Below are 13,572 nucleotides of genomic sequence, written 5' to 3'. Positions count from 1 at the left end.
ACAAGTTAATATTAGCGCAATTTTCGGAAAGGTAACAAAATTGGCATAAAAATCGCGTGTTTTTAATGCTGGCGCATGAAGAACAAATGTACGATCGTGTTTCGAGCTATAATCTAAACTGCTCACCCAAATAGACATCTCTAACGCGTTGATTAGCTAGAATTGATGCGGAGTCACCCTCTGCGATGATATGCCCCTCGTTAACTATGTAGGCTTTTTCGCAAATATCCAAGGTTTCTCTGACGTTATGGTCGGTGATGAGGACACCGATTCCTCGTTGCTTTAAATGGAGAATAATTTTTTTAATATCATTGACCGAGATCGGATCGACGCCAGCAAAGGGCTCATCGAGCAAGATGTAGGAGGGTTCCATCGCCAAAGCACGTGCTATTTCAACTCGTCGTCTTTCGCCGCCGGAGAGGCTGATACCTTGGCTATTGACGATATGACCAAGATGGAATTCCTGTAACAATTCATCGAGTTTCTCCCTGCGCTGCTTGCGGGTAATATCTTTGCGAGTCTCTAAAATCGCTAAGATATTATCTTTTACGCTAAGTTTTCTAAAAATAGAGGATTCCTGCGGGAGATAGCCAATGCCTTTACGTGCTCTGCCGTGCATGGGCAGCTGTGTGATTTCTTCATTATCGATGAATATTTTGCCGTGGTCGCCTTTGATCAGACCGACTATCATATAAAAACAGGTCGTTTTACCAGCCCCATTGGGGCCGAGTAATCCGACGATTTCACCTTTGTTAATGGAGAGGGAAACATCCTCTACCACGCGGCGCTCTTTAAAGCTTTTTGCAAGCTTTTCAGCCGATAGTTTGCTCATTGCTCTGGGTTATCCCCAGCATCCGTGTGCGTTTTATTTTTCTTGGGTTGAAGCACCATATTCACACGCGAACTAGCGTCTGAATTGTCGGTGTTGTCGCTATAGGCATTGACGATGCGATTTTTCATGTCGTAATCAATTCGGTCGCCTGTAAAATAGTCTTGTTGCTGCTCAAGCTTGGCATTTTTTCGTAGTTCGATGCGTTCATCGGCGAGTAGGTAATTTATGGTGTCGCCAAAGGCGTGAGTGAGGGGTTCATCGACTTCATTTTGTTGACGGTAATGCGCAGGGTTGCCAACTGCGATAACTTTGGAAATACCCTCTTTGTTATTATAAATAGTGACCACTTCGGCAGTAAGATTGATGCTGCCCTGATCGATATTGACGTTACCTCGGTAAATTGATATTCCCTTGGCATCATCAATTTCAGCGGTATCTGACTTAATATGAATAGGTTGCTCTTTATCGCCGGGTAGCGCGTAACTTGGGGTAGAAATCAGCGTCGCCAATAACAATAAAAGCAGGGTATTAACGGATTTTAATAGGCTCATGCCGAACTCGTACATTGGACAATAGTTCCATCCGGTTCTCATCGATATAGGCTATCATTCCTGTGGCATCGATGCGACCAGCGCGATTGGTGATGACAACATCCTGTTCTGTCTTAGCAATATCCTTTTTGGGGACAATGGTCAATGTGCGTGTTTCCATTTTCAAAGGTTCCTCTTGGGAGCCTCTGAGAATGACAACTTGATCCCATAATTTAATGGATTCACTACCTGAGGTAATCCGACCTTGTCGGGCGCTAATATACCAGGGCGTACCGTCATTATGGAAGAGGGTAACGTCTGGAGTTTCAATCAAGGTGTAATCCCCTTCGGGAAAGTGGTTGAGTCGCTGGGCGTTAAATCGATAACGTATTTTGCCTGACTCATCGAACTGTACGCTTTTTGCATTGAGCAGATAAAAATCCGGTTCTGCATTTTGTTTGCGATCAGCGGTTGCGACTTCTTCGTCAGGCTTTTCTTGGTACTCAAAAGCAATTGCCACCAAGATACTGATGATGCTCAAGAGTGTGATAAAGGTTAGGCGTGACAAAACAGTCTCTTGCTCGCTAATTTAAGTAAGGTTGTAACGCGTCATCGAGCGTTCCCTGTGCTGACATAATAAAATCACATGCTTCCCGCACAGCGCCTTCACCGCCCTTTGCGGTTGAGCACCAATCAGCGTGATGTTTGACCAATTCGTAGGCATTTGCAACCGCCATACCTAATCCGACTTTGCGTATGACAGGCAAATCCGGCAGATCGTCCCCTAAATGGGCAACTTCTGCGAAGGAAAGTTCTAAGGGCGTTATTAATTCTGTTAGGGCCTGTATCTTATCTTCACGACCCTGATAGAGGTGATTAATGCCGAGGTCCGAAGCGCGTTTGGCTAATGCCTCAGAGCGACGTCCAGAAATGATAGCGACTTCAACGCCGGAATTCCGCAGCAATTTAATACCGAGACCATCCAGAATATTAAACACCTTTAAGGCTTCGCCTTGTGCGGAAAAATATAAGCGTCCATCGGTCATGACGCCATCAATATCCAACACCAATAGTTTAATGGCCTTGGCTTTTTGGAGGACTCGCCGCTGATCCTTCTCCATGTCAGATGACGCCCGCTAGCAGTAAGTCGTGCATATTCAACGCTCCCACAGGACGATAGTTTTGGTCAACGACGACTAGGGACAAAATTTTATTATCTTGCATCAGGTTCAGCGCCTCTGCAGCGAGTCGATCTTCAGTAATGGTTTTGCAAGGTGCGGTCATGACTTGGTCAATGGGGGTGGTGTGGATGTCGAGTCCCTGGTCGAGAGTGCGACGCAAATCGCCGTCGGTAAAAATCCCCAGTAGGGTGCCGTTGTCATCCACGATAGTCGTAATTCCCAGTTTTTTGGCGGTAACTTCTAGCAGAGCATGGCTCAGTGGTGTGTGCTGTGTTACCACCGGAATAGCGTCTCCTGTGTGCATGATATCTTCAACTTTGAGCAGTAAGCGTCTGCCCAGTGCGCCGCCGGGATGAGAAAAAGCAAAATCCTCTGCGCTGAAACCGCGTGCTTCTAATAATGCAATCGCTAGTGCATCACCCATCACTAACGCGGCTGTTGTGCTGGAGGTCGGGGCTAACCCTAGAGGGCAAGCTTCCTGTTCAACTCTGACATCCAAGTGCGCCTCGGCCGCTTGGGCTAAAATTGAGCCAGGCGCCCCTGTCATGCTAATCAGCGGTGCGCCCATACGTTTTATTAATGGCAAGATGGTGACTAATTCGGCTGTGTTACCGGAATTTGAAATAGCTAACACCACATCTTTTTTGGTGATCATGCCCATATCACCGTGGCTGGCTTCACCGGGGTGAACAAAGAAGGCGGGGGTGCCAGTGCTGGCAAGGGTTGCTGCAATTTTGTTACAAATGTGCCCGGATTTCCCCATGCCGGTGACAACCACGCGCCCCTCACAGGCGAGTATTAGTTGGCAGGCGGTGACGAAGTCTCCATTGATTTTTTCAATCAGCGAATGGACAGCTCGGGCTTCCACTTCTACAGTGCGCCTTGCTGCGTCGATATACTGCTGTGCTTCAGTCATGCCCTCGTTAAACCGTCCTTTCAAATGCTCGACATTATACTCCGTTTAGCAATGGATGCAGTGATATATCACCATTCATGCTGTTTAAATCTGTCCGCTCGACTGTAGATAAAGCAAGGCTAGGTAACCTAGATATAAACTACAAAATAATATCCCGCTGGCGCGACCGAGTTGTATTTTTTTAAATCGAATGCTGGAGTAGGAAAAAAATACCAGCATTGCGGTCAGCAAACAGATCAATCCATAATCACGCCAAACTAATGCTAAGTCGAACTGGTAAGGCTTGATGACAGCGGGAAGCGACATAACGATCAACAAATTAAAAATATTTGAGCCGATGATGTTGCCAATGGCAATTTCGTGATGGCCTTTTAGAGCGCTGGTGACGGAGGCAGCTAATTCCGGCAAGCTAGTGCCGATGGCAACAATAGTCAGCCCAATTATCAGGTCGCTAATACCCAGTTGTTGTGCAATAAAGGTAGCTGCCCAGACCAGTGCGCGAGAGCTTAACACAAGGAGCAATAGCCCAGTTATTAGCCAAAATATAGCTGTCTTTGTGGTGAGCTGGGGCAATTCCTCCTCCTCTTCCACGATCAGCTCTGAATCTTCGTCGCTGGGTTGATAGTGCGCTAGGAGATAGAGTGTGACCACCATCATAGCGAGTAATATGAGGCCATCAATCCGGCTTAAACTCAGATCGATTAAGAGAAGGCCAGCAATGAGAGTGACAACCACAAGAATGGGTAATTCTTTGCGAAATAGTTTTGAGTGTACGGGGAGCGGAACAATCAGAGCGGTAATGCCTAACACCAAACCTATGTTGGCGATATTCGAACCAAGGGCATTGCCTATCGCAATCCCGCTTGCACCCACCAGGGCGGCGGTGACTGAGACCAAAATTTCAGGAGCCGAAGTGCCAATCGAAACGACAGTTAGGCCGATCAGTAATGGCGACATGCCCAGATTTCTCGCTAAAGAGGCGGCACCCGCGACGAATTTATCGGCGCTCCAGACCAGTAATGCAATGCCAATGATGATGGTGGCGCTAGCTAGCAACAAGGCGATTTAATCCAGATAAGTAAAGGAGTGCGCTATTAGAATGAACATTCAGTATGAATGCAAGCCTTTGGCATCTCGCTATCTTTATGGCCTTGTATGAGAATAGGTAGCTAACTGAGCTCTCGCATATCTTCAGAGCATAATAATAATGAAAGCCCTAGTTAACAGGGTAGAGCGCAGGTGGTATAGTCGCGCCTTTGAGTTGGCAGTGCTTTGACTAGGCTAACTTAGGGCGTTCTTTTGTCAGGGTGCTAGGCTTCGAAAGTGGAACAGAATGGGCGATATGGCGAAACAGGGTGATAACATTGTTGAGGTGAGAGGGCTGTGCTTTGCGCGCGGTGATCGCGTGATCTTTGATAATGCGAATTTTGACTTCCCGCGTGGTAAGATAACTGCCATTATGGGGCCCAGCGGCACCGGCAAAACCACGTTGCTACGGCTCATCAGCGGCCAAATCAAGCCGGATGCGGGCCGTATCTTGGTGAATGGTCAGAATGTGCCCGAGTTGACCCGCAACGAGCTCTATGAAATGCGACGAACGATGGGGATGTTGTTTCAAAGCGGAGCTCTTTTTACTGATCGTTCGGTATATGAAAACGTTGCATTTCCACTACGTGAACACACCAATCTTCCGGAAAGCATGATTCGTGACATCGTATTAATGAAGCTACAGGCGGTTGGTTTGCGGGGTGCGCGAAATATGATGCCAAGCGAACTCTCAGGAGGTATGACAAGGCGCGCGGCGTTGGCGCGAACGATTGCGCTGGACCCTGATATGATCATGTATGATGAACCGTTTGCCGGTCAAGACCCCATTGCGATGGGGGTGTTAATGCAGCTGATTAAATTGCTCAATCAGGCATTGAGCTTAACTAGTCTGGTGGTATCACACGATATTCATGAAACGGCAAGCATTGCAGATAAACTGTATATAATTTCTGAAGGAGACGTTATTGGTGAAGGTGCGCCCAAGGATTTGGTGAAGTCTGAGTCGCCGCTGGTACGACAGTTTATGCAAGGGCTGCCCGATGGTCCTGTGCCTTTTCATTATCCGGCGCAGGATTATGAAGATGACATGTTAGGAGGTGAGTCTTGATCGCTCGTTTGCGTATGATCGGCCGTAGCGGTTTGAATGTACTGCAAATACTGGGGCGTTCTGGCGTCTTTGTAGCACTGTCACTGTTTGGCGTACCGAATTTGAGGCGAGCACTGCCGCTATTTATTAAACAACTCTATGCAGTTGGGGTGTTGTCGTTGCCGATTATTGTGGTATCGGGCTTGTTTATTGGTATGGTGCTGAGTTTGCAGGGCTATACGATCTTAGTAGACTATGGTTCGGAGCAAGCGGTGGGGCAAATGCTAGCGCTGAGTTTAGTGCGTGAACTGGGGCCGGTAGTGACAGCGTTGTTGTTTGCGGGACGGGCGGGATCTTCCCTGACCGCTGAAATTGGTCTGATGAAAGCAACCGAACAAATCACTAGTTTGGAAATGCTGGGTATTGATCCATTACGTTATGTGATTGCACCCAGATTGCTGGCTGGTTTTATTGCGATGCCTTTACTCGTTATGATTTTTAATGTGGTGGGAGTCTGGGGCGGATACTTGGTTGCCGTGGACTGGCTTGGTGTTTACGATGGCTCGTTTTGGTCGAACATGCAGAATTCTACGGATTTTTATTCTGATGTTATGAATGGCGTCATCAAAAGTATCGTGTTTGCATTTGCGGTTTCCTGGATTGCCGTATTTCAAGGCTACGATTCGGTGCCGACATCTGAAGGTATTGGCCGTGCGACTACTAAAACCGTGGTCTATTCATCTTTAGCCGTACTCGGCTTAGACTTTATATTAACCGCTGTGATGTTTGGAGACTTTTAGGCATGCGGATGAAAACCTTGGAATTAAGTGTGGGTTTATTTATGTTAATGGGCTTCGCATCGTTGGCCGTATTGGCGTTGCAGGTCAGTGGTTTGAGTTGGGCGCCTGAAAAGGGCAGCTATACCCTTTATGCCAGTTTCGAAAATATTGGTGGACTGACGGAACGTTCGAAAGTAACTGTCGCTGGGGTGACGGTGGGACGAGTCGTGAATATCACCTTGAATAAAGAAACTTTTTCCGGTGTGGTTGAAATGGCGATTAACGCCGACTACGATAATTTTACGGCTGATACCACAGCAGCAATTCTGACGGCAGGATTGTTGGGTGAGAAGTACATTGGTCTAATCTCGGGTGCGGATGAGGAATTGTTGGAAGACGGAGCCATGATAGAAGATACCCAGTCAGCATTAGTACTGGAGGATTTGATCGGACAGTTTTTATTTAATAAGGTGAACGAGTAGCACTCGGGCAGGACTAAAGGCTGATGATGCGCAATAAAAAAGCAGGAGATAGTATGCGAGTTTTAGTACATTTCTTCGGTGGAATACTCATTTGGTGGTCGGCGGCGGCAGTGTCAGCTATGGCGCCCGCACCAAATCAGGCAGCATTTGAGTTAGTGCAAACGACGACAGATGAACTGCTTCAACGGATAGTCGCAAAACGTGAAATTTACATCCAGGACAATCAGATTTTTTTTGATGAAATACAGGATTTGCTCGACCCAGTGATTGATTTCGAGCGAATTGCCAGACGAGTGATGGCAAAATATTACAAGTCGGCTACCGTCGACCAGAGGGAAAAATTTGTTGAAGTATTTAAAGAAAGCTTGTTAAAGATATATGCGAAGGGACTGCTGGAGTTTGATAATCAAAAGGTCGTGGTGCTGGATCCGCCAAAAAACGCTGAAAAAAGAGGTGACAAGCAAAAGGTAGATATTGAGGTGCGCGACCAAGGCGGAGCAATATTCCCTATTAGCTACTCCATGTATCTGGACAAGACCAACGCTTGGAAGATGGAGAACGTTATCGTAAACGGGATCAATATTGGCTTAACCTACCGCAATCAATTTTCCCGTTTGATGAAAGAGAACAAAAACGATATCGATCTTGTCATTACCGATTGGACCTCAAAGGTTAACTCTAACGAATGAACAGGACGACGTTTTAATGACAACGATTGAGTTGGTTTCGCCGCACTGTCTCAAGGTTTCCGGTGATCTTGGGTTTGCTGACGTGGTGGCAATTAAAGAGCAGGGCGTCAATTTATTGGACAAAACGGAGTCGAACGTTGAGATCAGCCTTGCCGGAGTAACCCGCGCTGGCAGCGCAGCCGTTTCGTTATTACTTAGTTGGTTGCGCTATGCTTCTGAAAATGAAATTAAACTAGTGTTTTCTCATTTGCCAGATGATCTGTATGGTGTTGCCCGGGTCAGCGGCATAGATCAAATCCTTCCCATCGCGGCTGGCTAAAAACTAAGCGGCGACAATTTTAAACTAGGTTAAAGTCGCCAAACTATCCTGGATTTGTTACTTTAGCGGCTTTGATTGTAAAGATAAAAATAGGGCTTTTTATGCAACCAGAGGAAGTAAAAGCGCAGCTGGAAATACAGTTGCCGGATTGTCAGTTTGAGGTGAGCGGAGATGGTAGTCATTTTCAGGTGGTTGCTATTGGTGCGGTCTTTGAAAGCCTGAATGCGGTAAAAAAGCAGCAGCTCATCTATGGCGTATTGAACGATAAGATTGCTGACGGCTCAATTCATGCTTTGGTGATCAAAACCTTCACGCCTGACGAGTGGGCTGCTCAATAAGTTGCCCATGATTAGACTCTTGTATTTATTGGTATTTAAATTGCGGCGCTGGAAATAAAGATGGATAGACTGATAATTAAAGGCGGTAAGCCCTTGCAGGGGGAGATCCGTATTTCCGGTGCCAAAAACTCAGCGTTACCTATTTTGGCGGCAAGCCTACTTACTGACGAACCGCTTTTATTGGGTAATCTACCGCATTTGCACGATATTACCACCATGATTGAACTCTTGGGCGTCATGGGTGTTGAAGCGACGCTTGACGAAAAAATGAATGTTGAAGTCAATGGTGGCACTATCAAGCATTACAGTGCACCCTATGAACTCGTGAAAACAATGCGCGCCTCCATCCTGGTGCTGGGCCCCATGCTAACTCATTTTGGTCAGGCGGAAGTATCCCTGCCCGGTGGTTGTGCCATCGGTAGCCGTCCGGTCGATTTGCATATTCGTGGTCTTGAAGCGATGGGTGCAAAAATTGTTGTCGAAGATGGTTATATAAAAGCAACTGTCGATGGTCGGCTGAAGGGCGCTCGCGTATTTTTTGACACTGTCACGGTAACCGGTACAGAAAATATTATGATGGCGGCCACTTTAGCGGAAGGGAAAACCATTCTTGAAAATGCGGCGCGAGAGCCAGAGGTAGTGGATCTGGCTGAATGCCTGATCAAAATGGGAGCGGATATCCGTGGTGCGGGCACCGATACCATTGTAATTAATGGCGTAAAAAAACTGCATGGCTGCCAGTACTCCGTTTTGCCTGATCGAATTGAGACTGGCACCTATCTCGTCGCAGCGGCAGCAACACGTGGCCGTGTTCGAGTGAAGGATACTCGGCCCGATATCGTGGAAGCAATTTTAGTGAAATTGCGGGAAGCAGGTGCCAGCATTGAGACTGGTGATGATTGGATTGAGCTGGATATGACAGGTCGAAAACTGAAGGCGGTTAACGTGCATACAGCACCCTATCCGGCCTTCCCGACGGATATGCAGGCGCAATTCATTGCCTTGAATTCGGTTGCTTCGGGTACCGGCACGATTACGGAATCGGTTTTTGAAAATCGGTTTATGCATGTACATGAAATGATCCGCATGGGCGCCAGTATTTTATTAGAGAGCAATACCGCAATTGTCACGGGTGTCCTGAAGCTTAAAGCAGCACCAGTGATGGCGACAGATTTGAGAGCATCCGCGAGCTTGGTGATTGCCGGTTTAGTTGCCGAAGGTGATACGCAGGTAGACCGTATCTATCATATTGATCGTGGCTACGAATGTATTGAAGAAAAGTTACAAATCTTAGGTGCGACCATTCGGCGTGTACCAGCTTAGTTGCCTCTAGTTGCAGATTTTCTATTTTAAAGTGAAATTTTTCCAGTAATGACTCAACAGCTAACCATCGCCCTTTCGAAAGGGCGTATATTGGACGAAACTATTCCACTGCTACGTGAAGCCGGGATTGAGCCGGTCGAGGATATTCACGCCAGTCGCAAATTGATTTTCGCAACTAATCGAGCAGAGATTAAGTTGGTGGTGATACGTGCCACCGATGTGCCCACATACGTCGCTTTTGGTGCGGCGGACATCGGTGTATCGGGTAAAGATGTGCTGATGGAGTACGGTGGCCAAGGTCTGTATGAACCGTTGGATTTAAATATTTCCAAGTGCCGTTTGATGACTGCTGGCCGTGTTGGTGAGTCAGAGCCGACCGGCCGTTTGCGCATTGCCACGAAGTTCGTTGAAATTACCAAGCGCTTTTATGCCAATCAAGGTCGGCAGGTAGATATTATAAAACTCTACGGTGCGATGGAATTAGCGCCGATATTGGGTTTAGCGGATCGTATCGTCGATATCGTCGATACCGGACGGACATTGACGGCGAATGGTTTGGAACCATTGGAATTGATTGCGCAAGTCAGCGCGCGCTTGGTAGTCTGTAGAGCCTCAATGAAGATGAAACACGCCCTGATTCAGCCCATCATCAAAGACCTGGAAACGGCGGTGGCGAGAGCCTCTGGGAAATAGTATGACAGCATTAAATATTTCTCGTTTGGATTCAAGTCAGACTGACTTTCAGCAACAGTTAGATCGCCTGTTGGCCTGGGATGAGGTTTCAGATCAAGGGGTCGTTAATATCGTCACCGAGATTATTCAAAGAGTTCGACAGCAAGGCGATGAAGCGCTACTGGCTTACACCAATCAGTTTGATGCGGTTAATGCTACAACGGTTGCGCAGCTCAAAGTGGATGGCGAACGAGTCCAGCAGGCTTTAGAAAAAATTGAGCCGGAGCAGCGACAGGCGCTTGAGCTGGCGGCGCAGAGAATTCGGCAATATCACGAACATCAAAAGCTCTCCTCCTGGCAATTTGAAGAGGCGGATGGCACTTTGCTGGGGCAACAGATCACGGCGCTACAGCGCGTTGGTATATACGTTCCCGGTGGTAAAGCGGCATATCCCTCGACGGTGCTGATGAATGCAATTCCGGCAAAAGTTGCTGGGGTTGATGAGATTATCATGGTAGCGCCGACGCCAGGGGGAGCCCTCAACGATATAGTGCTGGCGGCGGCGGCTATTGCTGGGGTCGACCAGATATTTAGCATCGGTGGTGCACAGGCGGTTGCTGCATTAGCTTATGGTACCGCTACAGTGCCGCGGGTCGATAAAATCGTCGGCCCAGGTAATATTTATGTGGCAACGGCGAAGAAACAGGTGTTTGGCGTTGTTGGCATTGACATGATCGCAGGGCCGTCGGAAATACTAGTGCTATGCGATGGGCAAACGGACCCTGATTGGATTGCGATGGATTTGTTCTCACAGGCTGAACATGACGAGAGCGCACAGTCGATTCTCATTTCGCCGGATGCAGATTTTCTCGATGCCGTACAAGCAAGCATGACTCGGGAATTGAAGTCGATGGAGCGTGCGCAAATGGTACGCACATCATTGGAGCGACGTGGCGCATTGATTAAAGTGAAGGATATGGATGAAGCGGTGATGATTAGCAATCGCATAGCGCCAGAACATTTGGAGCTGTCGGTGTCTGACCCTCAGACTTTATTGCCGGCTATCCGTAATGCCGGCGCAATTTTTATGGGACGCTATACCGCTGAGGCGCTGGGTGACTATTGCGCTGGCCCAAATCATGTTTTACCAACGTCCTCTACCGCGAGGTTTTCTTCACCGCTTGGTGTTTACGATTTTCAGAAACGATCATCCATTATTAGGTGCTCAGAGCAGGGGGCTTCTGACTTGGGTGTTACCGCTGCAATCTTGGCGCGAGCCGAGGGACTGATTGCGCATGCCAGATCTGCGGAATATCGAATTAAGAAAAAGTAACACTTTTGATGATGTGTTAGGTAGACGGCCGACGAGGATAATCGCTAGTGTTCACCCGTCGGCGCACGTCTGGCAATGATAGCTTCAATTTGTTTGAGTTCACCATTGCGCAGCACGCTAATACTGATTTTGCTGCCGGGCTTAGCTTGGGTGATTTGATTCATTACCGCTCGACCATTCAGAACTGGTTGCTGGTCCACTTCGAGCAGAATGTCCCCGGGCTGGAGTCCTGCCTGATGGGCCGGGCCGTTGCGGTGAACGCCAGCTACCAAAACGCCAAAAGCTTTTTCCAGGCCAAATGAGCTGGCGAGTGCCGGTGTAAGCTGTTGCACCTCAATTCCGAGCCAACCGCGAATGACACTACCGTGCTCGATAATTTCTAGCATAATTTGTTCGACCAGCTCAGAAGGAATAGCAAAACCAATCCCTTGCGAACCCCCGGATTTGGAAAAAATTGCGGTATTAATACCGATAAGATTACCGTAGGCGTTAATTAACGCGCCACCAGAGTTGCCGGGATTAATTGCGGCATCGGTTTGGATAAAATCCTCAAAGGTAGTCAGTCCCAATTGATTACGGCCTGTCGCACTGACAATACCCATAGTAACAGTCTGGCCTACACCAAAAGGATTCCCAATCGCTAAAACTACATCACCGACGGAAATTTCGTCAGATGACGTCAGGGTGATTATCGGTAACTCCTGGAGATCTATTTTTAATACGGCAATATCAGTTTCCGGGTCAGTGCCGACAACTTTAGCAAAACTCTCTCGGCCATCCTGAAGAGCGACCACAATTTCATCGGCATTAGCGACAACGTGATTGTTTGTGATGACGTAGCCGTCTGCACTGATAATTACGCCTGATCCCAGGCTAGACTGCATGCGCTGGCGTTTTGGAACATTGCCTTTACCAAAAAACTGACGAAAGAAGGGGTCGTCAAATAAGGGGTGCGGTTTGCTCTGGACTATTTTAGTGGTATAAATGTTGACTACTGCCGGGGTAGCTTTGCTTACTGCTGCAGCGTAGGAAGCTGGACCAAACGAAGGTTTTACAGAGCTGCTGGCTTCCTCCAAAGGAGCGTTTAAACCCACCGCAACAGTCGGATTTAATTTTTCCAGTTGGTTGGGAAAAAAGCGCAATATAATAACGGCAATGATAATGCCGGCAAAAGCAGGCCATAGCACAAGTCGAAGTAGCTGATTCATAGCGGATTAGCAGTGGTTCCATCTTCAAAGTGCTCTATTATGGCATGCTATCGATTGAAATAAAGGTAATTTAAATGACAGCTCAACTTTCCGATCTGCTGACGCTGTGTGATAGGCTGATGCAACCGTCGAGATTTCAAGACTATTGCCCCAATGGGCTGCAAGTTCAAGGATGCGAGCAAATATCAACAATAGTAACCGGAGTGACGGCTAGTCAGGCCTTGCTAGAGGCGGCAATAGCTAAAAAGGCAGATGCTGTTCTGGTGCACCACGGTTATTTTTGGAAGGGAGAAGACCCTTGTATAAGGGGAATGTTACGCAGCCGATTGGCGTTGCTGTTAAAGCATGATATTAACCTGTTGGCCTACCACTTACCGCTGGATGCGCAACCAGAATTTGGTAATAACATCTGTTTGGCTAAAGTGTTGAACCTCAAAGTGACAGGCGCAATGGAAACGGATGCAGAATACAGTATCGGTTTGGTGGGTGAATTGCCTTCTCCGATGACAGGAGAGCAGTTTGCTCAACACCTGCAAAGCACGCTTAGGCGAGCACCTTTATATATTCCGGGTAAGAAAAAAATTATTGAAACTATTGCTTGGTGTACCGGTGCCGCTCAGGGCTTTATTGGAAAAGCCAGCCAGCGACAGGTGGATGCGTATCTCACCGGCGAAGCTTCTGAACCGACCACCCATGTGGCGAGGGAAACGGGACTACATTTTTTCGCGGCGGGGCATCATGCAACAGAACGCTTTGGAGTGCAGGCTTTAGGTGAGCGGCTTGCCAGAGAACTGGAAGTCGAACACCATTTCATCGACATTGATAACCCGGTTTAG

General features: G+C 47.7%; 17 protein-coding genes. 10 read left to right on the top strand and 7 right to left on the bottom strand.

Features of this window, described 5'->3' with window-relative positions:
* Positions 1-106 precede the first annotated feature (106 nt).
* The 6 genes from lptB to H6995_12800 form a co-directional block, all read right to left on the bottom strand.
* Positions 107-832, bottom strand: coding sequence for an LPS export ABC transporter ATP-binding protein (lptB, locus tag H6995_12825; protein ID MCP5215880.1), 726 nt, complete (start codon positions 830-832; stop codon positions 107-109).
* The gene (gene lptA / locus H6995_12820) at positions 829-1,383 is read right to left on the bottom strand and encodes a lipopolysaccharide transport periplasmic protein LptA (protein ID MCP5215879.1); all 555 of its coding nucleotides are present in this window, start codon (positions 1,381-1,383) and stop codon (positions 829-831) included. The genes lptB and lptA overlap by 4 nt, the downstream gene beginning before the upstream one ends.
* Positions 1,361-1,930 carry an LPS export ABC transporter periplasmic protein LptC gene (gene lptC / locus H6995_12815; protein ID MCP5215878.1) on the bottom strand — a complete coding sequence of 190 codons (570 nt, stop codon included), beginning with the start codon at positions 1,928-1,930 and terminating at the stop codon, positions 1,361-1,363. The genes lptA and lptC overlap by 23 nt, the downstream gene beginning before the upstream one ends.
* A gap of 16 nt (positions 1,931-1,946) precedes the next feature.
* Positions 1,947-2,483 carry a 3-deoxy-manno-octulosonate-8-phosphatase KdsC gene (kdsC, locus tag H6995_12810; GenBank protein ID MCP5215877.1) on the bottom strand — a complete coding sequence of 179 codons (537 nt, stop codon included), beginning with the start codon at positions 2,481-2,483 and terminating at the stop codon, positions 1,947-1,949.
* A gap of 1 nt (position 2,484) precedes the next feature.
* Complete coding sequence (locus H6995_12805) at positions 2,485-3,459, bottom strand: KpsF/GutQ family sugar-phosphate isomerase (GenBank protein ID MCP5215876.1); 975 nt, start codon at positions 3,457-3,459, stop codon at positions 2,485-2,487.
* Between the two features lie 84 nt (positions 3,460-3,543).
* Positions 3,544-4,518 (bottom strand): calcium/sodium antiporter, encoded by a 975-nt coding sequence (locus H6995_12800; protein ID MCP5215875.1) that lies wholly within the window; start codon positions 4,516-4,518, stop codon positions 3,544-3,546.
* A 283-nt stretch (positions 4,519-4,801) separates the two neighbouring features.
* Here H6995_12800 and H6995_12795 point away from each other — a divergent pair, with 283 nt between their 5' ends.
* From H6995_12795 to hisD, 9 genes are all read left to right on the top strand, one after another.
* Complete coding sequence (locus tag H6995_12795; protein MCP5215874.1) at positions 4,802-5,614, top strand: ATP-binding cassette domain-containing protein; 813 nt, start codon at positions 4,802-4,804, stop codon at positions 5,612-5,614.
* The gene (gene mlaE, locus H6995_12790; protein ID MCP5215873.1) at positions 5,611-6,393 is read left to right on the top strand and encodes a lipid asymmetry maintenance ABC transporter permease subunit MlaE; all 783 of its coding nucleotides are present in this window, start codon (positions 5,611-5,613) and stop codon (positions 6,391-6,393) included. The genes H6995_12795 and mlaE overlap by 4 nt, the downstream gene beginning before the upstream one ends.
* A gap of 2 nt (positions 6,394-6,395) precedes the next feature.
* Complete coding sequence (gene mlaD, locus H6995_12785) at positions 6,396-6,854, top strand: outer membrane lipid asymmetry maintenance protein MlaD (GenBank protein MCP5215872.1); 459 nt, start codon at positions 6,396-6,398, stop codon at positions 6,852-6,854.
* A gap of 23 nt (positions 6,855-6,877) precedes the next feature.
* Positions 6,878-7,543 (top strand): ABC transporter substrate-binding protein, encoded by a 666-nt coding sequence (locus H6995_12780; protein MCP5215871.1) that lies wholly within the window; start codon positions 6,878-6,880, stop codon positions 7,541-7,543.
* A gap of 16 nt (positions 7,544-7,559) precedes the next feature.
* On the top strand, positions 7,560-7,862 hold the full coding sequence (locus H6995_12775) for an STAS domain-containing protein (protein ID MCP5215870.1): 303 nt from the start codon (positions 7,560-7,562) through the stop codon (positions 7,860-7,862).
* Between the two features lie 101 nt (positions 7,863-7,963).
* Complete coding sequence (locus H6995_12770) at positions 7,964-8,200, top strand: BolA family transcriptional regulator (protein MCP5215869.1); 237 nt, start codon at positions 7,964-7,966, stop codon at positions 8,198-8,200.
* A gap of 60 nt (positions 8,201-8,260) precedes the next feature.
* Positions 8,261-9,523: a UDP-N-acetylglucosamine 1-carboxyvinyltransferase gene (murA, locus tag H6995_12765; protein ID MCP5215868.1), complete on the top strand. Its 1,263-nt coding sequence runs from the start codon at positions 8,261-8,263 to the stop codon at positions 9,521-9,523.
* A gap of 48 nt (positions 9,524-9,571) precedes the next feature.
* Positions 9,572-10,216, top strand: a complete 645-nt coding sequence (locus H6995_12760; GenBank protein MCP5215867.1) for an ATP phosphoribosyltransferase — start codon at positions 9,572-9,574, stop codon at positions 10,214-10,216.
* Between the two features lies 1 nt (position 10,217).
* Positions 10,218-11,528 carry a histidinol dehydrogenase gene (hisD, locus tag H6995_12755; GenBank protein MCP5215866.1) on the top strand — a complete coding sequence of 437 codons (1,311 nt, stop codon included), beginning with the start codon at positions 10,218-10,220 and terminating at the stop codon, positions 11,526-11,528.
* A gap of 44 nt (positions 11,529-11,572) precedes the next feature.
* Here the strand turns inward: hisD and H6995_12750 are convergent, their stop codons facing one another.
* On the bottom strand, positions 11,573-12,736 hold the full coding sequence (locus H6995_12750; protein ID MCP5215865.1) for a Do family serine endopeptidase: 1,164 nt from the start codon (positions 12,734-12,736) through the stop codon (positions 11,573-11,575).
* Between the two features lie 74 nt (positions 12,737-12,810).
* Between H6995_12750 and H6995_12745 the strand changes: the two genes are divergently transcribed.
* Entirely contained in the window at positions 12,811-13,572 is a 762-nt protein-coding gene (locus tag H6995_12745; GenBank protein MCP5215864.1) for a Nif3-like dinuclear metal center hexameric protein, read from the top strand.

Source organism: Pseudomonadales bacterium (assembly GCA_024234615.1).
In the GTDB taxonomy this organism is placed as follows: Bacteria; Pseudomonadota; Gammaproteobacteria; order Pseudomonadales; family IMCC2047; genus JAJFKB01.
The sequence above is the reverse complement of the archived record's forward strand: the minus strand, read 5'-3'. Positions and strand labels throughout refer to the sequence as shown.

Coding starts and splice junctions, on each gene's coding strand:
- lptB (MCP5215880.1), bottom strand. CDS start 832: ATGAGCAAACTATCGGCTGAAAAGCTTGCAAAAAGCTTTAAAGAGCGC.
- lptA (MCP5215879.1), bottom strand. CDS start 1,383: ATGAGCCTATTAAAATCCGTTAATACCCTGCTTTTATTGTTATTGGCG.
- kdsC (MCP5215877.1), bottom strand. CDS start 2,483: ATGGAGAAGGATCAGCGGCGAGTCCTCCAAAAAGCCAAGGCCATTAAA.
- H6995_12805 (MCP5215876.1), bottom strand. CDS start 3,459: ATGACTGAAGCACAGCAGTATATCGACGCAGCAAGGCGCACTGTAGAA.
- H6995_12795 (MCP5215874.1), top strand. CDS start 4,802: ATGGCGAAACAGGGTGATAACATTGTTGAGGTGAGAGGGCTGTGCTTT.
- mlaD (MCP5215872.1), top strand. CDS start 6,396: ATGCGGATGAAAACCTTGGAATTAAGTGTGGGTTTATTTATGTTAATG.
- H6995_12780 (MCP5215871.1), top strand. CDS start 6,878: ATGATGCGCAATAAAAAAGCAGGAGATAGTATGCGAGTTTTAGTACAT.
- H6995_12775 (MCP5215870.1), top strand. CDS start 7,560: ATGACAACGATTGAGTTGGTTTCGCCGCACTGTCTCAAGGTTTCCGGT.
- H6995_12770 (MCP5215869.1), top strand. CDS start 7,964: ATGCAACCAGAGGAAGTAAAAGCGCAGCTGGAAATACAGTTGCCGGAT.
- murA (MCP5215868.1), top strand. CDS start 8,261: ATGGATAGACTGATAATTAAAGGCGGTAAGCCCTTGCAGGGGGAGATC.
- H6995_12760 (MCP5215867.1), top strand. CDS start 9,572: ATGACTCAACAGCTAACCATCGCCCTTTCGAAAGGGCGTATATTGGAC.
- hisD (MCP5215866.1), top strand. CDS start 10,218: ATGACAGCATTAAATATTTCTCGTTTGGATTCAAGTCAGACTGACTTT.
- H6995_12750 (MCP5215865.1), bottom strand. CDS start 12,736: ATGAATCAGCTACTTCGACTTGTGCTATGGCCTGCTTTTGCCGGCATT.
- H6995_12745 (MCP5215864.1), top strand. CDS start 12,811: ATGACAGCTCAACTTTCCGATCTGCTGACGCTGTGTGATAGGCTGATG.